Below are 22,619 nucleotides of genomic sequence, written 5' to 3'. Positions count from 1 at the left end.
TACTTGTTCGGGTTCAACTCAGATACCGGACAAGTATCCTTTTTAGTAATCTCCCTATGGGGAACACCAGGGGGCCTAAACTCAGATTAAACCTGTTCGAGTGCTGCCGCCAGCAATCGTTTTACGGTTCCTTTTAGTGATTCCGGCTCTATAATCTTTCCTTTATCAGCAAACATCAGGTACCAGCGCGCAAATCCACCTTCAACATGAATGCTTTCAAAGTGCATTTCAACATAACTATCGGTAACCACTTCTTTTTGAAATCCAAAGTAATGGCGATCCCATTCCATATATCGCGCCATTTCCTTGTCCACCTGAACCACCACTTTGGTTGTCGGCATTTCATGTTTCTTATTCAGAAAAAATGAAAGTTCAGGATGGTCTTTTCCAAAATCGTCGGCGAGTATCCGGATATTGCTGATCCGGTCCAGACGAAATTGCCTATAATCCTTTCGGAGTTTACAAAAAGCAAGTATATACCAAAATTTACTTTCCACAAAAATACCGACTGCTTCGATTTCACGTTTTTCTGGAGTTTCGTCAGACGGTTTGGAATAATAGATTTCTACGCATTTTTTCGCCGCTATACTTTCAATAAGTGTATTGGTTCCATGCGTTAATTTTTCATTGAATTGATGACGTTCTCCCCGTACCAAAAAGTTATCTCCGACCAGAGCAACATGTTCCTTTTCATTCCCTCTCAAAATAGCTTTCATCTTGAGCATTGCTGTCGTAAAATGGTGGGCGAGATTCTTGTCTGTATACTTTTCGACCAATTTCTCCGCGGCAACAAAACTTAAGGCCTCCTCGCGGCTAAATTGCAATGGCGGCATCTTATACCCTTCAACTAAAGAATAGCCATTTCCTGCTTCGCCATAAATAGGTATTCCAGCCTGCATCAGGGATCGGATATCACGATAGATTGTCCGTAGGCTCACTTCATATTTTTCTGCCAGCGCTGCGGCTGTCACCACAGGTTTTGCCTGTAAATGCATATAGATAGCAAGGATACGGTCGAATCGTTTCTGAATGTCGGTCATAGGGATAAAGGTACGAGTTATTCCATATTTTTAAACTAAATGATATTGATTAAAACAGCATGACAAAACAAAAAATCACGACCCTAATACATGAATCGTGATTTGTTATCACCAAAAGCCCTTAGAGCAGCGATGGTTATTGTTTTGTCCCTTGGAAGAAGTATTCTACATCGCTACTGGCTTCAGCCTCCGTAGTGATCTGGATATTCTTATCATCAAGTTTATAGGTAATTGAGCCCATAGGCCCCTGACCGGAAATATGGATATTGGAAATGTTTTGAACAGGGAATGTTTTTGCTGTAGCTCTACTGTAAGCCTCTCCTGTTTTCACCGTAGCTTTCACCTTGCCATCATCGACTTTAGAAATAGTGATAATCGCGTTAAAATATTCAGCATCACCGCCGATGACCATCTTCCCTTTAAAGGTACCTACAATGGCATCTATTTTTCCTGAGACTGTTGGCTCATCCTTATCTTTGCTACATCCGACAAAGATCATTGCAACCATTGCCACTAGGCAAAGGATCATTAGGTTTTTGTTTATTGTTTTCATCTTTTGCATATCTATATAAGCAAAAGTATAAATACACTGTGCACAGGACAATACCACGAAATAGGGTAATTTACCCTCCTAATTTTAGGGTAGTTACTCGAAATGAATTAGAGCAAGTTTTCCTTAAATAGTATTGTCAACAGTTCTGCGGTATTTTTTACGGCAAATTTCTGAATCAGATTTTTCCGATAAGTATCCACTGTCAATGGGCTTAAGAATAGTTTTTCGGCAATTTGTGCACTTGTCTTTCCCTCTGCCAACAATTGTAATACCTGCTTCTCGCGCATTGTCAGTGAGGGTAGTTGTTGAGATGGTGCAGCTGCTATGATCCGCTGCGTTGCCGCGCATAAGCCCATACTACCTAGGGAGACTTTTTGAATGCAAGTAATAATTTCCTCCGCATCGGCACTTTTCAAGATATATCCAGCAGCACCATTGGCAAGCATCTGTAGTATGCTGTTGCGTGCCATATGATTACTAAACCCAAGGATGATAAGTTCAGGATGGTTCTTCTTGAGTTCACCGCACAGATCGATACCATTCGTATCGGGCAAAGAAATATCCAATAAGAGCAGGTCTACCTGATCTTGTTTCAAAAAATCAGTCAGCGCTTGTCCCAACGAAAATCCCAGTACCCGGTCGTATGACAGATTTTCTTTTAAAAATGATTTGATCCCTTCGATGGCAATTGGATGATCGTCCAAGATCGCTAATGTTTTTTGCTGCTCAGACATGTATTTCGATATTGACACTTGTTCCTGCCCCAGGCTGCGACAAGATATTCATTTTTCCATTTAAATATTCAACTCTCATTTGTACGTTTTTAAGTCCTATTCCCCGTTTAGCTTCCACAACCTCCTCCACATCAAATCCTTTGCCATTGTCGTCTACACTAATCAAAAAGCCTTGTTCATTTTGTAAGCATTGCACGATAATTTGATCGGCATTCCCATGTCGAATGGCATTGTTGATCAACTCCTGAATAATACGATAAATATTGACCTGCATATTCTCCGTAATATTGTTGGACAGGCCATTGCACTGCAACTCAATGACAACAGCACCGTGCTGCATCGAAGTACAGAGATCTTCAAGGGCAACCAATAGCCCCGAACGTGATAAGTTTTCGGGCATCATATTGTGTGCGATCAACCTGACATCAGCAATCATCTGATCCAGCTGAGATTTTATCCCATCCAATACAGGCAGATCCCCTTCAGAAGAGATCTGAAGTCTCATCGCTGTCAAATGGCCACCAAGGCCATCATGCAAATCACGGGCGACCCGATGACGCTCCAGCTCCTCCCCTTTCAATAGCGCTTTGGTCACCTGAAGTTCTTGCTGCTGTGCCAACAGTTCCATATCGTGCTGCGCCCTCTTCCTATGCTGACGATATAAATAAACAGACAAACCGAGCAACAACAGCAATACCGAAGAAAATATCCCCAATATATAATTATACAAACGCTGGTTTTTCTGTTGAAGTACCGTCTGCTGCTGTTCAAACTCCAATCTCATGATCTTCTCGTTCTTCTCGGCCGTTCTAAATTTGGTTTCAAGGCCCGCTATTTCACTTTTATAAGCCGCTTGGGCCAAACTGTCTTTAATGGCAACATGTTTTCCCATCCATTTATAAGCATTGGGGTAATCCTTTAATTTGGCATAGGTCTCAGACAGGTCCTTGGCAAATTGTTGCATGTTACTTGTCATATCATAAGGCATATCCCGCATGACAATCTTCAGCTCCTTCAATGCCAGTTCATATTTTTCCAAACTAAAATAGATATTAAACTTCTGATAATGCATCATGCCGATCTCATAAGGCATATTTAGTCGTTCCGCAATTTTCAGTGCTTTCTCGACAACCTCGAGGGCTTTCGTAAAGTCATTTTTCGCACAATAATACATGCTGGCTGTCTCACCGTAGTTTAGGTGAGCTACAGACTCCTTTAGCGTATCTAAAATTTGCTCCGATTTTAACAGATAAGATTTTGCGAGATTAAGTTCGCGAGATTCAACATATTCACGCGCCAAGTTTAATAGTGATATTGCATGTCTCTCTTTAGACAGGGGATATTTTTCATAGAGTTCAAGCCCTTTTTTAAAATAATAGATACCTTTTTCTGTATCGCCTATTTCCTTAAAAGCAAAGCCAATTGATTGGTAGGATTTTGCAGCTTGATTATAATCCTCCTGTTTGATTGCTCCGGGAATTATTTTATCAATCTGGATCTGCACCATACCTTTCCGATCATCTTTATGATCGATGATCATGGCGTAATTCCACCAAGCCTTCACCCAAAATTCATAAGCTTCCTTAGTCTTAAATTTTTCGAGCATCTCCGCAGTCTGTTTATACAGCTGTAAGCATTCATCAGTTTCACCAGCAGTCATAAAGATATGGGAGGCACTATAATAGGTGTATAGTGCTTTCAGGTAAGGCTTCGTTGTACACAATTTCTGTGCTGCCGCCAGATAACCTGTCGCCGCGATAGTATCTTTCCACTCAAACATGAGTTTATTTGCCAGTAATAGCGCTGCTCTGGCCTTAACGCTATCGTTCCTAACGGTATTGAATACATTCCGTAGACTATCAATGGAACTGATTGATGCCCCACTCTGCTGTAATGCGAAAGTAGATAAAAACGTACTGCACAGCAGCATAGAAAGAAAAACAAGTTTTTTCACCTATTCAGTTTAATATTGAGAGATCGGTCTAATTCTATCACACAAAATGCAAAAAAAAGACAATATATTGTTGCTTTATGACGACATTTTATACAACTATCCCAATCATACCACAGTTGTATCTTATGTGATTCCAAATCCATCATATCAATTATAGGATGTAAAACAACACATAAGACCAAGATAGTTAGAGTCGACAAAGTCCCTCCAACTCCCTTAAAGTCCCCTCAAGTCCGTTCGAGCGCCAACGGTGTTCGGATACGCTCTGCAAATGCTTCGAAGCAACTTCGGGATTGCTTCGACATTTGGTCAGTTCTGTTTCGGTCATTCATTAGCAACAAGGCAAACAATAGTCGAAGAACAGTCAAACCAATCCCAAAGTTATCTCAACGCGGTCCCGAAGCAATCCCAACAGATCCCCGAACAACGCCCGAATAGCCATCGAACAATCGACAACAGATCAACACCATATATAAGCAAAGGATTATCATCAAATACACAGAAAAATTGCCCTTAAAAGACAGCTATTCGTTTAGACTGAATCGATCCTAAATTCTATAAAAAACGCCCGCCTCAACAAAATGAGACAGGCGTTTTCAAAATATCGTGTTATTAATTATTCGTTTTCTATATCCAAAGAAGTACAACCTTGGGTATCAGATAAAAACACATTTTCAAAAGCGTAAGACTGTCCCGAGCCAGAATAGCCACAACTCATCAAATACCGCATAGATTGCCAAGAAGAACTGGCTTGAAGATAATAATTTCCTTCTTTAATATTGACGGGATATCCAAGTGTATTTGCGGGAACAGTAACATATTGAACGGGAGTAGCGGGAAAATTAGGGCTAAAAGTTAAATAAATAGGTGAACTAGTAAAATTATAAACATAAAATTCGAAAGTATTGTTAAGGTTCGATGTACTCTTACCTGCTACCTTTTCCTTGGAGAGATGAGTCGTTAAAGTTTTATTTGCTGCTTTCGAACCCTTAACAAGATTTGTGGTTCCATGATCTCGCGCTTGAACCAATAAGCTAACGCTGATCAATAGCATAAATGTTACTATAAAAGATTTTTTTAACATAATTTAAAATTGTTTATAAATAATTGAATAAACGATAAGTTTTTTACAGCCTATCAAAAAATAATCCTCCGTTTTCAATACGCCATAGGCAACCTCCTTTCATGTTAGTTACTAACAAGATAAACTGAATCGATCGCTTATCCCAATGAAAATATATGTAATGGTCGTTCCAATTCTCCCAGGATTATTTTCCTACCCTGTTTGAATAGCAATATCAATGATCTTTTCCTTTCCCAAGGTTTTTAGTTTGTTTTCATTTTTATTGTGCTTGTTATTTCTTCCGCTCTTTGTAAACATCTGCTCCAATAATATCCGGTGTCAACGTATGATCTATAATCATTGTTTCACCATTCCATGCCTTTTTAGCTGTCCAACTTGCATCGGGGGCAGTCCACAGCGGATCGTTTGGTGGTAAGCCCAAAATGATGAAGGCTTCTGAGCATAAGTATTCACTTCCCGTAGAAACATAGGTTTCGCCCACTTCCGGTTGATGGCCAGCAAAACCAATATTTAACCAACCGGAGCGATTAAAAGTTCCTGGCATTTCAATCTGTCTTTTTATTACCGTATAAAGCGCACATCGCACCTGAGCAGGTTCGATTCCTTTTTCTAATTCGTGCATATACGCAATTTTAGACAGCAGCTGAAAAGCACCGAAACGGTAACTCAATGAACGTCCGACAGGCGGATAAGTTCCTTCCGGAGAGATTAAACGTTCTTGTATAGTCGCGTATCTTCTGGCGCGATCTAAGAATATCGGATAGAGGTTTGCTGTGTCCAAATTAGCATTCTTCAGTTCCAGACTAGTTTCTAAAAGCATCGGATGTATTACAAAGCTATTGTAGTAATCGTAATGAAAGTTAGGGCCGTCACCATATATTCCATCACCTTTATACCAGGAAACCATTAGGTCAATGGCCCTGTCCAACCGACTTTTATCGACAACCTTATCATATTTTAAGAAAAAGGCCTCGATTTCGGAACTAAATAACACCCAGTTATTGCCATAGGCATTCATTTCGTGGGTCAGGTTAAATGCACTGATCACATTTTTCTTGGTCTGATCATCTAATTTACCCCAGAGTTGATTTGGGGACCTTAAAAGCGCCTGCGCTAAAAATGCAGCATCCACCAACGCTTGACTTTGTGTTTTGGGATGCTTTCTAAAGTTCATATAATCCGGATTATCGGGATCCGTCGCATTTTTTATACAGGCAATGGATAAATCGATATATTTCTTTCTCAGCTTGCCCTCCGTGGTATCATCCGGTCCAAGTTCAAGCCAAGGTGCCATTCCAGCCATTAACCGACCGAATGCTTCCAAATAAGTACAACCTGTCCGGTCCAGATTGTTACGCGATTCGATCGGCATTGTTTTAACTAATTCACCTTTGCTCAATGCCATTAGTACAGGATCAGCTATTTTGGTAAGCGTTTTTACCAAATATGCCCGCTGCTGTAGACCATTATTTTTCTCTTTCTTTTGAGCAAATAATACCTGTGGCACTAATAATACGATAATGACTAATTTTTTATAGTTCATAGTACTGGAATTAGTTATTTTAAAATGGAATTAGTTTCCCCCACCCGTTATCCATAGATAATGCCCTTATCGCTTGATCACTTTTTCGCCATTGAGCATTCGGTCATATCTGATCAATGCCTCTACGTAATAATAATCGGCATAAGTCAATGGCACATCTACCTCCGTTTTATGCGGAATAGAACCGACACTATGTTTCAATATGTAACCCCCAGCTTCTTTGTAATCCGCTTTGTATGGTTTCGCAGAAAGTGACTTTAACATCTGCTCAGCTTTGGAAATGTACAACTGACTTTCACTGCCCTTTGTATATTGTGCCAATTCCAACAATGCAGAAGCTGTAACCGCAGCAGTAGAAACATCACGTAGATCCTTTTGATTATAATACTTACTTTCCTTGGTCAGTTTATTTTGATCCATATCCCAATATGGAATCAGATCCTTTGGAAGATTGGGATGATTAAGGTAAAACTTAGCGATATTCCGCGCTTGTTCCAGGTATTTCTTTTCACCTGTTTCGCGGTACATCATTGTATATCCATATAATCCCCAAGCTTGTCCCCTTGCCCATGCAGACTCATCGAATGCTCCTTGTGCTGTTTTTCTTGAGATTATACTTCCATTATCCGGATTATAATCTACCACGTGGTAAGAACTGTAGTCTTTTCGATAATGGTTAACCATTGTCGAATTTGCATGCTGGATAGCAATATCCCGAAATCTTTTATCTCCTGTCATTTTGGACACTTCGGTCAAAAATTCCAGATTCATCATATTATCAATAATAACAGGATATGTCCACGGTTGCCCATCCCAGTTCTTACCACCATCCCATGAGCGGATTGTTTTTGGAGCTTCATGAAAGCGTGTTGCCAATGAAGCAGCACCTGTACTTAACACGCCTTTATATGCTGTAGAATCACCTGTCAACCGTAATGCATTACCGAAACTACAATAAAGCATAAATCCAAGATCATGTGTTCCTTTATTGTTTTTCTCCTTTTCTAAATGTTTTAATTTTCGTTTTGCCTCATCCAACAATTTCTCATCTTTTGTATATTCATAAAGATAGAGCACAGTACCAGGATAAAATCCGGAACACCACCAGCTAGAACCCCAATTGACATATTTCCCATCTTTATAGGTGGTAGGAATATCCGACTCCTGGATGGACGAAGCTAGATAGTTAATCTGTTTACGTGCATCTTCAAGATTAGTTTTGACAAATTCTTTATTCAGTCCTAATTTGGCTGTTGTTAAATTCTTCTGACTAGAACATGATATTGCTTGTACGCCAAGCCCAATCAGTAAAGCTCCTGTAATATAGTGTTGTATCTTCATTATTAGTATTTAGTATTGAGATATGAGTATGGAGATTTTACTTATACAAGTCTAAGACCTACCTAGTATCTCTTTTTTTTTTAGTATTTAGATTATGAATAAAAGAACAAGGAATTAGTAACTGACGTAATAATCTTTCGGAAACTGTTCCGCATTCCAGCATTTCTGCGAGGTCCATTTCTGTGGGGCACATGTCCAGAACTCATCCGTAACGGGTAATCCTAAGGGTAGGAACGACAGCGATGCCACATACATTGATCCGGCGTTGGTATAATAGTCGGCCAAATTTGACTGCTGGTCTCCAACCACACCCATACGCAGCCATCCCGATGGAGCGAAAGTCTTGTCAATATAGATGTGTCTGAGGACTGCAGTCAGGGCTGCCCTCACTTGACCTTTTGAAATATCATCGGGTAATTTATTTTCTAAGGCTACAGTTGCCAAAGGTTGAAACGCTGCATTCTTGTAGGTAGACGAACGTCCTACAACCACATAGTGTCCTTCAGGCGATATCATACGTTCTAAATGATGTGCATAACGCTGCATGCGTTTATATGCGCGTTCATACATTTCTTTGTATTTTCCACCAGCGGAGATATTATGACGAAGTGATTCCACTTGCATGCAATGGATTACATAGCCATTGTAATGATCAAAGCTAAAATGTGCTCCATCACTATACCAGCCATCACCAACATACCATTCCTGATCAAATTTATTGACGGCATAGTCTATTTTCTCACGCGCACATTCCTCGCCAGCACTATATAGGAAAGTTTCGGTCATTGCAGCAAAAAGCAACCAGTTACTTTCATTAGGTTTAATTTTACGTAATAGTTTAAATTCTTCGACAACCCTTTTCTTTGTTACCTGATCCAATGGTTCCCACAGTGCTTTGGGAGCTCTCAGGAAAGCAAGGGCAAGATGTGCTGCATCTACGAGTGTTTGCGATGAAGGACCTCGCCATGTAAAATAATCCGGAGATTTAGGATCTACACCATATTGAATCCCCAATAAGGCCTGATCACGCAATTTCTTACGTAGTTTTCCTTCTTCGGAGCTGTCATCAGCTAAAGCCAGCCAAGGTGCCATACCTGCCAGCAATCGACCGAAAGCCTCGAGATAACCAACTCCTGGATCTCTATTGTCAAAAGTAGGACTTACCTCCATCGGCATCCTTTTGCGCCATTGCTGTTTACTGATATTATCCAATATAGGTGTGGCCATCTTGCTTAGTATTGAAACCCAATAAGCACGGTCATTCCCAGCATAGCTTATACTTTCATCAGATAAAACACTTGCCTTCGCCCCCATTGGCAACGAGGCCGTCAATGCACCAACGCCAGCTCCGCCTAACAATTTTAATACAGATCTTCTCTTCATCGATAATGGTTTATAAATAATGTGTACTCAACAAGCACACAAAACATTAAAAATCTTTATTTTAATACAGAAAAACAAACTAAAAAGAATCAATCGCTCTAGCAAACGATTGCACGAGCGATTGATAACAAGTTCTTTACAAAAGGAGAACTATCTTTCCTTATTTCTTAATCATCCCAGCCACTGTTTTGTGTCAATGATGTGTTTCGTTCCCGTTCCACTTGTGGAATTGGCCATGTATAAAGTTGATCACCTCGCCAGTCATATGGCGAAACAACTCCTCCCCATGCCTGTTTAATTCCATTTCCTGTGTAAAATGATGTTTCTTTCAATGTTTTCCAACGCAACTCATCAAAGTAGATAACACCTTCACACATCAATTCACGGCGGCGTTCTTCACGAATTTCTTTTCTGAGATCCTGCTCACCTATCCCTAATGGTAATTCTCCAACTCCGGCACGCTTTCTTACCTCGTTTACTTTTAACACAGCTTCACTAGGCTTTTTCGTTTCATTCAGTGCTTCTGCCCATAATAAAAGGATATCTGCATATCGCATCACAATATAATCATAAGCGCCTGCCTCTCTATTGGGAATACCTGGGTTAGCTCCCTCATAAACAAACTTACGTGGGTAATAGTAAAAATTAGGGACAATATCTGTTCTCAAGTCAAACACACCACCAAATTCTTGCCGATATGGCCATCTTGAGGTGAAGGTTTGGTCTGTCGCGCCATTTGCTCCGACAAAAGTAGAATAAGGCAAAATCACGTTGCTTACTAACCTTGGATCTCTATCTTCATAGGCTTTCTTAAGTCGTTCTTCATTACCTGTTGGCAAATACAAAGACATATCAAGCTTATTTGTAGTCCGTTTTTCAATGTTCGATATTTCAGTGGGGGTCAAATTATTCCGTAAGAAAAACACCTCCCTTTGACCCGGTGCCATCTGATTATAACCTGGCAGGTAATCATCCCAATTAAACTTAGATCCATCTTTACGCTGATAGCGATCTATCGCATCAGGATGTACCAAATAGGTATTCCAATTGGATCCAAAAGCTGATCGTGATCCAAACCTGAATTGGTAATCTGAACCATATCCTGCCAAAGCGATATTTTGGATACTAAATATAATTTCAGGACTTTGCTCATTATCACCTTTAAACAGGTTGGCATAATTACCAAATAAGGTATGTCCCATATTTTTGACTTGCTCAAAGTCGGCAATGGCTTTTGCCCATTCTTGCGTATACATATACACCTTACCACGAAGCGCATGTGCTGCAGATTTAGTCACTCGCCCAAACTCGGCCTTTCCTTTATCATAACGATTTGGCAATAAGGGTTCATTGATACAATCCGTCAGATCTTTAATAATCAAATCCCAGACTTCTTTTTCTGTACTCCTTGGTTTATCCACCTTATCCCACTCGATTGGTTCAGTATAAATGGGAACTCCTTTATACAGTTGATTTAATCGATAGTAATGGAACGCGCGCAAAAATTTCATCTCTGCAAGTAATCTTGCTTTCTTTTCAGCCCCTACAGGTGACACATTGGTGATACCATAGATCGCATTATTACTCCGGTGAACACCCTCATACAAATTTTGCCATGTAGACGAGAAAATACCCGATGACGCAGTAGCCGTTGCGTTCATCAAGGTTGAATTGTCCCTTCCCTGAAGGCTAACATAGGTGTCATATACATACAGCATCTGACCTAAACGCAAACCTTGGTAAACACCATTTACACCTTGGTCAGTAAGATTTTCTGTTAGCCACATATTATTGGTTAATACCTGTGTTTTAGGTACGGTATCCAATAAATCTTTCTGACAAGCAGAAAACAATGTTGCCGAACCGATAGTCACGCCAAGCAGTATTTTTTTACTCCACAAATTATATTTTTTTATATTATTTTTCATGATCTTTCTATTTTAGAATCCAATATTCAAACCAAAAGCAAACTGTTTCATTGTTGGATATTCTGCTCCTGCACCAACTTCTGGATCTAACCCTGGAAAGTCCGTAAGCATCAGTAGATTTTCACCTGTAAAAAATACCCTTAAGCTGCGTACTTTAACTTTTTCAGTTAGTTTCTTATCAAACGTATAACCTATTTGCAAATTTCTAAGCTTTAAAAAATTTGCCTTATATAACCAATAATCGCTTGCTTGATTATTGATATTTTCTGCAGAAGTGCCATATTTCAATCTAGGAAAATATCCATTTTGGTTGGTACGTGGATCATTTGGTGCTGCCGGGTTATAGAAATAATGATCATCTGCAATACGAGTGGTCACCTGGTTACCAAGAATCAACACATTATTATTATAACCAATATCTGTCCAGTAATACTGTCCTCCAGCCTCTCCTGCCCAAATCATTGACATATCCAGACCTTTATAAGAGAACCCGAGATTGAATCCATAGATATATTTAGGATTTGTCGACGTACCGGTAAAGTACTGATCGGCATTATTTCCATAGATGCCATCTCCGTTCCGATCGGCATAGACCAAGTCTCCATAATACATCCGTGCATTCGCACCATAGCTATCCGCAATGGCTTGGGATGAGGTTATAAAAGAATAGCCCGCAGCCTTCATTGCTTTTGCCCATTCGTAATCCTGATCCGTACGGATCATCCCTTTGGTAGGTCCACCATTGATATTAACCGAACCATCGGCATTAAAATAACTACCATCACCTTGATATACCTGACGTAGATAGAATTCATCCAACTGGTATCCCTCAAGTCTCCGGTTTACACCACCTGTGGATACATCACCTAAGTTGGTATTCCATACCATTTTTCCCGTTCCGTCATCAACCATACCTTGAACCAGCTTACCTTGGTATTCCGTGACTTTATTTTTATTATATGAGAAATTACCACCAATGTTATAACTGAAATCCCCAATCTTATCCCGCCAGTTTAGATTGAGCTCAATTCCGCTATTACGCATAGCGGCTTGGTTGTAATAAGGACCACTAGCAGTACCCGCCGTAATTGGCATTTGTGCTGTACGAATAATGTTTGACGTTTTACGTTCGTATAAACTTAGTTCCACAGATGCACGGCGGTTTAAAGTTGCAAATTCCAATCCAAGCTCTTTATTTTCGGAATCTTCCCATTGCAACAAGTTATTGCCAAAACGTGACAATGCTAATCCGTTGGCTTGAGCTCCATTAAATGAATATCCCACCGAACCATATACTCCGTGCCAGCCGTAGACATTCAAATCATCTCCGCCATCATTCCCCAATTTACCCCATGAAGCCCGAAGTTTAATATCCTGTACATAAGGATTGACAGCTTCCATAAACGACTCCTTAGATAAGATATAACCAACAGAAGCAGAAGGAAATGTACCGTATTTTCGTCCTCGCCCAAATTTTGAAGCCCCATCCCGACGTAAACTGAATTCTGCTAAATATTTTGCATCATAGTCATAACTGGCACGACCAAAAAAGGAACGCATGGAGTTATCAGATTCGCCTCCAGAAATACTGTTCATCTCCGTTCCTGTACCGATATTGGTAATAGTCGCATCGATCAATCCTTTTCTAGAAGCACTAAATCCGGAATCGTTGTAATAAAATTCATTATGACCAACTAATGCGCCAATCGTATGTTTACCAATCGTCGTATTATAACGCAATACGTTATCGAAAGATTTTCTGTAAATTTTACCATAAGACTGTCCGGTCGTCGAGGTCGCAAGGTTAACAGGTGTCGATGTAATCGTCATGGTTGAAAAGTCATAGCGTGGTGACGGATCAGACCAGGTTTTCACTTCATCAAATCGGCTTTGATAGTTAAATTTCGTTTCAAATGTCAAACCCTTCCAAAGTTTAACATTTGCAAATAAGGTAGCGTTGAGTCGTGTACGCTCATTACTTCCCTTATTATCGTAAAGATACGTCATTAAATTGTTCAGCTGCGATGATTCACCGGAGCTGAGTACAGCGCTTCCAAACTTACCGTCATACATTGGGTAAATACCCGGTGTCGTTTGTCGCAAGAAATTATACAGATTGGCATCGGAAGCCATAGAACGGTCTTCTTTCAGAATAAATGTCTGTGTACCGACTGTCAGGAAATTGGTAACATCTGTCTCCAGATTCACCCGTCCTTCATAGCGCTTCATCCCTGTGTTGTGCATAATACCCGGGTTGTCTTGTATTCTTCCGGATAGGTTATAGCGGATATTTTCACTCCCCCCCAAAACACTGACGTTATGACTCTTTAACCAGGCATTCTCATAAATCCAATCTCCCCAGTTGGTATTGGGATATGCGACATAATTTGGTATGCCCTGAGCGGTCACACCATTTGGATCAGCATTTGCTGCTGTCCAGGTATCAATAGCACTTTGCGTATATGGACCTTTCTCGCCTATATTTTCTGCAGCTTCTTGAAACAAGCTCATATGCCTCAAATAATCGCTTAGAAATTCAGGCTTCGCGCTTGGTGTCGTTCTCGAAAACAAACCTGAGTATTTTATTTGCGGTGCTTGTCCACCTTTTCCTTTCTTTGTTGTAATGACAATAACTCCATTCGCAGCCCGCGCACCATAGATCGCTGCCGAAGACGCGTCTTTTAATACTGATATTGTTTCAATATCCTCTGGATTTACAGCATCCATTACCCCTTGAATACCGTCAATAATCACCAAAGCATCATTATTGTTCATGGTACCTGTACCACGTACGCGAATGGTTGCTCCATCACTACCGGGCTTACCATTGCCGACTTTCACCTGAACACCAGCAGCCAGCCCCGACAAGGCCGAGGATACATTCGTCACAGCCCTACTCTCCAGTTTTTTTCCATCGATAGTTGCAACAGAGCCCAATAGTTTGGATTTCTTCTGTTGCCCATACCCCACAACAACAACCTCATCAATCGCCGAGCTGGCACTTTCCAACGTTACATTAATGGCATTGCGGCCATTTAGTACAATCTCTTGATTTTGGTATCCTACATAGGAAATTGATAGTGTTGCGTTAGGATTCACAGATAAGGAATAGGTTCCTGATCCGTTTGTAGAAGTTGAGACTGTCCCCCCCTTCTCACGAATTGTTACACCTGATAGCGGTGTTCCTTGACTGTCTTTGATTTGTCCCGTTACATTTATTTTCTGCTGGGCATGAACTGCACCTACAGAAAATAGCGTCATCGCGGACAATCCTATTGCGTAAAACTTAGCCATACTTTAGGAAATTGGTTTTATAATTAAAAATGGTTACTTAACTATGTCAAAATTGAGCAAGAACGACGATTTAATAGGGTGATTTTTATAAATATTAAGGGGTAAAATCTTAAATTTGATGCTGTAACCTCTATTTATCTATGAAATCTCCAGTACAACAGGTTCGAAGCATTGCCGCCACTTTATTGCTCCTATGCTCAAGTATTATTTGTTGTGCCCAGCACTTTAGTTTCGAAACATTGACACAGGATAATATCCTGGACAAACAGGCGGTACTGACAATTGCGCAGGATCAACAAGGTAAATTATGGTTTGGTGGGGGAAACAACCTATTTATTTACGATTCCAGGAATGTGACGAATGTTTTAGTCACTGACTCCATTTTCAAAAATGTAGATTACATCAATAAGATTAATATCAATTCAAGAAATGATCTTTTCATTGCTACCGCAACGAAACTCTTCATTTTTAATATTGATAAAAGAAAACCCGTCTATCAACACGACAAGCCATTTGATCTTCCCTTAGCTATCCATGATATTTATGTTCACGGCAATCAGACCATCCTCTGTTCCGCTCGGGGGCTCTATCTTGCCATTCCGTTAGGAAACTCCTATACCATAAAACCGATTCTGACCCGCAATCATGTTCAAGCTATTGTTCCGGTTAATTCAACAACATATGCTGTTGCCAGCGATAGCGGTATTGAGTTTTGCACGTTAAAAGAGAATAAGATAACACGCATCGACCGTATCTCATTACCACTAAAAGATCAGGGTATCGTAAGCACTTTGTATTATCAAAATGGTACATTATGGATAGGGACGAAACTGCAGGGATTATTTCAATATCGACTGTCGGATAAGCATTGGCAACACATTCATGAAGGGAGCAGCAACCTCCTAAGTAATAACATCCGAAAAATCAATAAAGGCCCCAATAATACATTATTGCTGGGCACACTAAAAGGGCTTTCTGTCTTTACAGGTAGTACACCTTTTATTAATTACAAACACAATACTTTGGTTCCGCATTCGCTAAGCCAAAATTCCATTTATGATATATTTGTCGACGATCAACAAATTATTTGGTTAGGCACTTATTTTGGCGGAATCAATGCCATTTATCCGAACATGATCCCCCTGCATGTTTATTCGAGTCGTGAGTCTCCTCAAAATAGGCTAAATAGCGATATTGTTGGCAGTTTTGCGGAATCCCAAAATGCTTATTGGATCGGGACGGAGGAAGAAGGTATAAATCTCTTGGATAAAAAGATGGGAACAATCCATCCTTTTCCTCAGCTATCACGATCCAATCTGATCAAGGATCTGTCAATACGTAACAATGTCCTCTATGCGGCACAGCATGGTGGCGGTTATTCGATCATTGATTTAACGACTAAAACTGCACAACATGTTCTCTTGGACAAAAATCCGCTACATTTAAAAAACAATATCTATAGCATCTATGCCGGAGTAGACAACTATCTGTACCTGGGTACAAATGTGGGTTTATATATTGTACCTCCAGGGAAACCGCCATATCCGGTCAAAGTACTCCCTACTACATTAACGGATATCCAAGCGGACAACAAAAATTGCGTTTATTTTTTATTGGCGGGGCGACTTTACCAGCAAGATCCCAGGACAAAAGTTATTCGCCCATTTACGGATCCAAAATTATCAATTCAAGGCTTTTATGTCCATCCAAATGGCGATATCTGGTTTACAACTGCAACTGAATTATATCATTTGGGCGATATCCAGCCACTGGCCCGTTTTCACAATAACACCTTAGGTTGGCCTGTCATGATGGACAAACATTTCTGGATAAGTAGCAAAAATGGGCTGATTTTTTTCGATCCAACAACAAAGTATACTACTGTCCTGAATCAGTATGATGGTCTCCCTGTCAAAAACATGCAGGGAGCTAAGGTCTATAGCAGCGAATCTGGTGTTTTATTCGTGACTACATTAAATGGTCTAGTTTCAATCGACACCCGAAAAATCACTTTCAATCAGAAAAAACCGAATGTGCTTTTTAGAAATATATTCCTTGAAGATGCGCCATTGAACTATGGCCGCATACAGCAAGGTGATCAGTCCAATAACTATCTGCTGCAATTACGTTATGACGAGAATTTTATCACGGTCAATTTCTCGAGTTCCAATTTTATTAAACCACAGAAAAATAGATATCGTTATAAACTCGAAGGTTTTGATAAGGATTGGATAGAAACCAGTACGCCTAGTGTCAGATATACCAATATTCCCGAAGGACAGCATACACTCAGTGTATATGCCAGCAATAATGATGGCATCTGGAGCAGTACTCCACTACAAATACATATTGATATAAAGCCGCCGCTCTGGAGAACTTGGTGGGCTTACCTCTTATACGCCGGACTATTTTCCCTCGGGGTACACTTTGTCATCAAGTTTGTCGTAGAACGCCAGATGCTAATCAATTCTGAAAGAGAACAGGAAAAGAAAATCAAATTCTTCACACAAATTTCGCATGAGATCCGTACCCCACTGACCTTGATCACTGCTCCTCTGGATGAAATCATCACCGAAACGGCCAACTTATCGACTACCCAATCTAAGATAAAACGGATTAAAAAGAACGCAGCCAAATTATTGGGGGTTGTTAACGAGCTACTTGATTTCAAAAAATTTGATGACAAACACTTCATCTTGAAACAAAGCGATATTCCTTTCCGGGAATATATTGAAGACACATTCTACCTCCTCAATGATCTTGCGCAGAATAAACATCTCAATTATTATATCCGACAATTGGATGCCGTAGGGTTACAATCCATAGACGCTGTTCAATTTGACAAGGTCATGTTCAATCTATTGTCAAACGCCATTAAGTATACCCCCGAGAATGGCACCGTTTATCTTGAGCTCCTTGATAGCGAAGACAGCATCATTATCAACATTGTCGATAACGGGATTGGCATTGCAACGGACAATCAATTCAGGATCTTTGAAGAGTATTATCGGGAGGAACAAGCAAATGACACTATAGGTACCGGTATCGGGCTAGCCTTAACCAAGCAGATTGTCCTACAGCATCAGGGAGAAATTAGTTGTTTTACCATGAACGATGAAAAAGGTGAATGGACGGTGTTCAACCTACGTTTGCCAAAGCTATCGAAAGTTCGCGTGTCCTCTCCCACAGATTCACTGATCACTGTAATAGATGATTCAAATTTAGCAACTCCGACCGTAATGGACAGATCTTTGCAACAGACCATTCTCATTGTCGAAGACAATAGAGAACTACTGGATACCATTGTCCATTTGTTTCAGGACAGCTATACCGTCATCACAGCTGTCAATGGAGAAGATGCCTTATCGAAAGCCCAAGAGTATATCCCCGATTTGATCTTATCTGACCTGATGATGCCTTATATGAATGGAGCCCAGTTATGCCAGGCTGTAAAAACAAATATTGCTACAAGCCATATTCCAGTTATCCTGCTGACCGCAGTGACAGACAGTAACTCACAGACACAGGCATTACAATACGGAGCAAACATCTATCTAACAAAACCTTTTGACAATAGGTTGTTGTTTCTATCTGTGCAGAATCTCATCGCAATCAGTCATAAAAAGCGCAAGGAATTTCAGGTTAAAAAGACAGATTTTGACAATGAACTGGATGCTCAATTTATTGCCACATTGGATCAACTGATCGAAGATAATATGCAGTCGGATGACTTTGATGTTAATTTCATCTCCCGAAAGATGGGAATGAGCACACCTATTATTTATCGAAAACTACGGGCGATTTCCAACCTTTCAATCAATAATTATGTAAAGATGTACCGACTTAACAGAGCGAAGGAGTTGCTAAAATCTTCGATGAATGTCAGTGAGGTAGCCTATGCAGTCGGATTTTCTGAAAGAAAGTACTTTAGCAAGGAATTTAAGAAACAATTTGGGTATAATCCATCAGAGCAAATAGCGGACTCCTACGAAGATGATTAAAACACAAGATGGATTAGAAAAAGGATTAAATATTTGAAAAGAGACTGTAGTAGGATACATAAATTTAAAAGTAACAAAGGCGCCTAAATGGGCGCCTTTGTCATCTTTAACTTGGTATTTTTACTGTATTTACTTCGCGATTTCCTTAATCATTGGTTCGCCATCCAATAACCTTTTATAACGCACCAATGCTTCCACATAATAGTAATCAGCATAGGTCAATGGTACATCAATCTCCGAATTTAAAGGAAGCGCCCCTACACTATGCTGAAGAATATAGCCACCATTTTGACCATAAGCAGCCAAATAAGGTGCTTCAGATAGATTTTTGATCATTGTCTCCGCTTTATCTAAGTAAAGTGCAGATTCGCCGTCTTTGGTATATTGCGAAAGCTCAAGTAAGGCCGAAGCGTACAAAGCAGCAGCAGAGACGTCCCTTAAATCTTTATTCGGGTACATCTTATCAGACGCAGCGATCTTATCCTTATCAAAATCCCAGTACGGAATTAGATCGGAGGGTAGATCTGGATTGTCAAGAATGTATTTCGCTATCTGCTGTGCCTGCTTTAAAAACTCCTTTTTCTTTGTTTCACGGTACATCATGGTATAACCATATAAGGCCCAACCCTGTCCCCGTGACCAGGCTGACTCGTCAAATGCACCTTGATGGGTCTTTTTAGCGCGTACTTTACCTGTATTCTTATCATAATCGATCACATGGTAAGAACTATAATCTTTCCGAAAATGGTTTTTTAACGTTGTTTCAGCATGTGTGACCGCAATATCATAGTACTTTTTATCTCCTGTTATTTTAGAGACCTGTGTCAAAAACTCCAAGTTCATCATATTGTCTATAATGACGGGATAATCCCAGGACCCGTGATCCCATGAACGGATAGTTTTTGTCTTCGGACTATAACGCGATGCCAATGAATTTGCTCCTATTGTTAAAACTGGTTCATATTGTTGTGTGTTTCCAGTCAATCGAAGGGCATTTCCAAAACTACAGAACAACATAAAACCCAAGTCATGTGTACCTTTGTTATTCTTCTCCTTTTCCAGGTGGGTTAATTTATCCTCAGCTTTCTTTAGTAGATCTGGATCTTTGGTTCCTTCATATAAATAAAATAAAGTCCCAGGATAGAATCCCGAACACCACCAGCTTGATGACGAGAAAACTTCCTTGCCATTTTCAAATGTTTTCGGAAACTTATCCGCCGGAGTTTCCTTATCCAAAACTTTAATCTGCTTGGCAGCTGCATCCAGTTGCTGTTGGACAAACTCTTTTGACAGTTTTAATTTCACAGTTTGTCCATGGACCAAAGTACCTGTTCCCAGAGCAGCCCATAAAATCATAAAAATTTGCTTTCTAAATCTCATTATTTATATTCCCTTTCTATACGTTGTTTACTTTAATTGTTTTAATCTATATTGATGTTATTTACTTTCACGAATAGCGACTATAGTTCCCTTATTGAGTTCTAACATGATTAAACCATCCTCTTGTTTCGTATACTTACCCTTTCCCTGTATTTTAACGATTGGGTTAAGCATATCGAGCTTTAGCTTTAATGTTCCACCGTATTGGCTTTTAACTTCAACAGCTACTGTATTCCCATTTTTACGTTGTGCAGAAATCAAATTGCCCCCATCCGCTAAAAAGTGGGTAAAGGAGAGATTCTTCCATTTGCTCGGAACAGCTGGGAATACACGCAATATCCCATTCCAATATTGCAGACATAGCTCCTGTATACTTGCCATGGCGGCCAACGGCGTTTCGATCACAGGACCACTTTCCGCATAGAGGGTATTCGCTTTTACATATTTGTTCAATAAAACATCCAACGAGGCCAAAGCCGCATCGCCACGTCCCATCATGGCATACATCGAAGCCGCCCCTGAAAAGGAATACCCCTGAAGCCATTGTTTTTTACTCTGCCAATGTGCAATAGATTTTTCGATCAGCTCCCTATTTTCCTTTTGATCCCAGTTTACATCATAAAAAGGATAAATCATCATCAGATGCGAATAGTGTCGATGTGACTCGTCATAGGGTACGTTCTTGGCAATCATAAAACCATCCGTGTTTTGTGGATATTCAACCAAATGTGCCAGCACATCCTTCCATACAGTATGAAGTGGATCGTTGCCTCCACGTTCGTCATCTAGTTCCAGTAAAGCCTTTAAACCCCACTTTAGGATTGATAGGTCGTAGTTTGTATTATAAGCAAATCCTTTTGAATATTCAGGTGAATAGGTTTTAACAGCGATAGCATATTTCCCATTTTGATCTTTCTCCAGCAAATGCAAATGGTAGTTGACTGCTTCCTTCAAAAGAGGGAATAAACGATCGTATACATCTCGCGACAGTGTTGCCCGATAATACTGATAGTAGCTGTGCAGCAGCCATACAAGGTTACCAAGTTCTTTATCACCATCAGAAGCTTTTTCAAGGGAGACACCTTTTTGCAATAATACTGGGCTCCATAAATCCGGTGCAGAAGAACGACCCACGGCTATACTATTGTAGCGATAGGATTCCGGAGCGTTAAGACGTAGATTATCCTTATTTTGGTCAATCATTTGAATCAAGGAATTAGCGATATCCAGGTGATTTGCTTTAAAAGTCGGTGAATATGCGAGCTGCATATTTAGATTGAGCCAATAAGCTGGCCAGGGAGTGGGACTCGTCCACGGTCCTTGCAGATCCATAGCTGGCTTGTCCGATCTAGTTGCGCTTGCCAGTTTGTACAATTGCATATCGTAGAAACCTTGATAAGTTGAATCAGGCAGTTCAAGTGTAGATGCCATAAAATAGTTCTTCCACCATTGACGATGTTGTGTCAGCGCCTTTGTTATTTTCCTATTGTCGATTTTTTTGAGATAGTCCAGAGTTTCTTTTGTAAAATCCTTTCCTTCTTGGCTGTATCCAACTGTGATAACATAAGTGTCAAGATCATTGGATGATCGAAGTAAATAAGCTGTGGTATATCCCCCACCCGCTGTTAATGCTTGTTCATAGTATTTTATGTGACCTTGTTGTCCATTTTTTCCAGTAGGATTGGCAAGGTATGTCTTCGGTTTTTGGGTATAGGAAAATTTCATGCGTGGACTGATTGCCGAATCAGCTACCCAATTGAGCGAGTACTTTCCCGTAAAATCTTGTTTTAACACCTCTAACAAGATAATATTATCATTGGAAAGTGTTGTCGTTTTCACTTTGATCTGTCCCTGATCTGTCGAGATCGTTGCCACGGCATAAGCCTCCTTTAGATAGATATCACCCTTGCTTTGGGCTATTGCACTCCCCAGGTCCAGATTAAAGTACCCCAATGACAGGCGGGCCTTATCGAACAACTTGTCTTCCGAATTTGCACGGTGGTCATATACATCCGTTCGGCCGATGTCAATACGCACCGATTTTTTACCCGATAGGTACGTCATTGTTCCCAATAGACCATTCCCAGTAAATACGCCCTCATATATCGTGTTTCCGAGCGGAGCAACTTTAAATTGCCCAAACCCCATTACAGGTAGGATTAACGCATAAATAATTGTCAATAGTGTTTTTGATCTTATCATATCGGTTTTCTTCTTTTGAAGGCTCCATAAAGATGCCTGATTCTGTAAGCATAATCAAGCTTGTTTTACGAAAACGATTGAGTGGTTTCACGAGTTTCCGGTATCCTATCACCTGATTTTTATGCGAGTACTCTCTGTATGAATACAAACTAAGGCTACTGTTCAGGTATCAATAGGACCAA

13 protein-coding genes are annotated in these 22,619 nt (G+C 40.2%); 1 reads left to right on the top strand and 12 read right to left on the bottom strand.

All coding sequences use genetic code 11. The features are described from left to right. Positions 1–86: 86 nt before the first annotated feature. The 10 genes from M2408_RS22600 to M2408_RS22555 form a co-directional block, all read right to left on the bottom strand. Positions 87–1,040, bottom strand: coding sequence for a YafY family protein (locus M2408_RS22600; RefSeq protein ID WP_259186842.1), 954 nt, complete (start codon positions 1,038–1,040; stop codon positions 87–89). Between the two features lie 136 nt (positions 1,041–1,176). After that, a complete protein-coding gene (locus M2408_RS22595; protein ID WP_259186841.1) occupies positions 1,177–1,593 on the bottom strand; it encodes a hypothetical protein in 417 nt (138 codons plus the stop codon). Positions 1,594–1,700: 107 nt separating this feature from the next. Continuing rightward, positions 1,701–2,327: a response regulator transcription factor gene (locus M2408_RS22590; protein ID WP_259186840.1), complete on the bottom strand. Its 627-nt coding sequence runs from the start codon at positions 2,325–2,327 to the stop codon at positions 1,701–1,703. Then, entirely contained in the window at positions 2,320–4,281 is a 1,962-nt protein-coding gene (locus tag M2408_RS22585; RefSeq protein WP_259186839.1) for a sensor histidine kinase, read from the bottom strand. The genes M2408_RS22590 and M2408_RS22585 overlap by 8 nt, the downstream gene beginning before the upstream one ends. Before the next feature lie 616 nt (positions 4,282–4,897). Next, a complete protein-coding gene (locus M2408_RS22580; protein ID WP_259186837.1) occupies positions 4,898–5,365 on the bottom strand; it encodes a hypothetical protein in 468 nt (155 codons plus the stop codon). 271 nt (positions 5,366–5,636) lie between these two features. Beyond that, entirely contained in the window at positions 5,637–6,908 is a 1,272-nt protein-coding gene (locus M2408_RS22575) for a DUF2264 domain-containing protein (RefSeq protein WP_259186836.1), read from the bottom strand. Between the two features lie 66 nt (positions 6,909–6,974). Next, positions 6,975–8,249 (bottom strand): glycoside hydrolase family 88 protein, encoded by a 1,275-nt coding sequence (locus M2408_RS22570; RefSeq protein WP_259186834.1) that lies wholly within the window; start codon positions 8,247–8,249, stop codon positions 6,975–6,977. Between the two features lie 114 nt (positions 8,250–8,363). Beyond that, complete coding sequence (locus M2408_RS22565) at positions 8,364–9,632, bottom strand: DUF2264 domain-containing protein (protein ID WP_259186833.1); 1,269 nt, start codon at positions 9,630–9,632, stop codon at positions 8,364–8,366. Between the two features lie 167 nt (positions 9,633–9,799). Next, the gene (locus M2408_RS22560) at positions 9,800–11,560 is read right to left on the bottom strand and encodes a RagB/SusD family nutrient uptake outer membrane protein (protein ID WP_259186832.1); all 1,761 of its coding nucleotides are present in this window, start codon (positions 11,558–11,560) and stop codon (positions 9,800–9,802) included. A 12-nt stretch (positions 11,561–11,572) separates the two neighbouring features. Continuing rightward, positions 11,573–14,854: a TonB-dependent receptor gene (locus M2408_RS22555; protein ID WP_259186829.1), complete on the bottom strand. Its 3,282-nt coding sequence runs from the start codon at positions 14,852–14,854 to the stop codon at positions 11,573–11,575. 140 nt (positions 14,855–14,994) lie between these two features. Between M2408_RS22555 and M2408_RS22550 the strand changes: the two genes are divergently transcribed. Continuing rightward, the gene (locus M2408_RS22550; RefSeq protein WP_259186828.1) at positions 14,995–18,855 is read left to right on the top strand and encodes a hybrid sensor histidine kinase/response regulator transcription factor; all 3,861 of its coding nucleotides are present in this window, start codon (positions 14,995–14,997) and stop codon (positions 18,853–18,855) included. A gap of 129 nt (positions 18,856–18,984) precedes the next feature. Here M2408_RS22550 and M2408_RS22545 read toward each other — a convergent pair whose 3' ends face one another. Both M2408_RS22545 and M2408_RS22540 read right to left on the bottom strand, forming a co-directional pair. Beyond that, the gene (locus M2408_RS22545) at positions 18,985–20,235 is read right to left on the bottom strand and encodes a glycoside hydrolase family 88 protein (RefSeq protein WP_259186827.1); all 1,251 of its coding nucleotides are present in this window, start codon (positions 20,233–20,235) and stop codon (positions 18,985–18,987) included. 57 nt (positions 20,236–20,292) lie between these two features. Beyond that, complete coding sequence (locus M2408_RS22540) at positions 20,293–22,437, bottom strand: glycosyl hydrolase family 95 catalytic domain-containing protein (RefSeq protein ID WP_259186826.1); 2,145 nt, start codon at positions 22,435–22,437, stop codon at positions 20,293–20,295. Positions 22,438–22,619: the final 182 nt, after the last annotated feature.

It is taken from the genome of Sphingobacterium sp. BIGb0165 (assembly GCF_024810095.1).
Taxonomy (GTDB): domain Bacteria; phylum Bacteroidota; class Bacteroidia; order Sphingobacteriales; family Sphingobacteriaceae; genus Sphingobacterium; species Sphingobacterium detergens.
This window is presented reverse-complemented; position numbering and strand designations above follow the sequence as displayed.

Bases quoted from the DNA above. Each gene is read 5' to 3' on its own strand.
- M2408_RS22600 (WP_259186842.1), bottom strand. From the start codon at position 1,040: ATGACCGACATTCAGAAACGATTCGACCGTATCCTTGCTATCTATATG.
- M2408_RS22595 (WP_259186841.1), bottom strand. From the start codon at position 1,593: ATGAAAACAATAAACAAAAACCTAATGATCCTTTGCCTAGTGGCAATG.
- M2408_RS22590 (WP_259186840.1), bottom strand. From the start codon at position 2,327: ATGTCTGAGCAGCAAAAAACATTAGCGATCTTGGACGATCATCCAATT.
- M2408_RS22580 (WP_259186837.1), bottom strand. From the start codon at position 5,365: ATGTTAAAAAAATCTTTTATAGTAACATTTATGCTATTGATCAGCGTT.
- M2408_RS22575 (WP_259186836.1), bottom strand. From the start codon at position 6,908: ATGAACTATAAAAAATTAGTCATTATCGTATTATTAGTGCCACAGGTA.
- M2408_RS22570 (WP_259186834.1), bottom strand. From the start codon at position 8,249: ATGAAGATACAACACTATATTACAGGAGCTTTACTGATTGGGCTTGGC.
- M2408_RS22565 (WP_259186833.1), bottom strand. From the start codon at position 9,632: ATGAAGAGAAGATCTGTATTAAAATTGTTAGGCGGAGCTGGCGTTGGT.
- M2408_RS22560 (WP_259186832.1), bottom strand. From the start codon at position 11,560: ATGAAAAATAATATAAAAAAATATAATTTGTGGAGTAAAAAAATACTG.
- M2408_RS22555 (WP_259186829.1), bottom strand. From the start codon at position 14,854: ATGGCTAAGTTTTACGCAATAGGATTGTCCGCGATGACGCTATTTTCT.
- M2408_RS22550 (WP_259186828.1), top strand. From the start codon at position 14,995: ATGAAATCTCCAGTACAACAGGTTCGAAGCATTGCCGCCACTTTATTG.
- M2408_RS22545 (WP_259186827.1), bottom strand. From the start codon at position 20,235: ATGAGATTTAGAAAGCAAATTTTTATGATTTTATGGGCTGCTCTGGGA.
- M2408_RS22540 (WP_259186826.1), bottom strand. From the start codon at position 22,437: ATGATAAGATCAAAAACACTATTGACAATTATTTATGCGTTAATCCTA.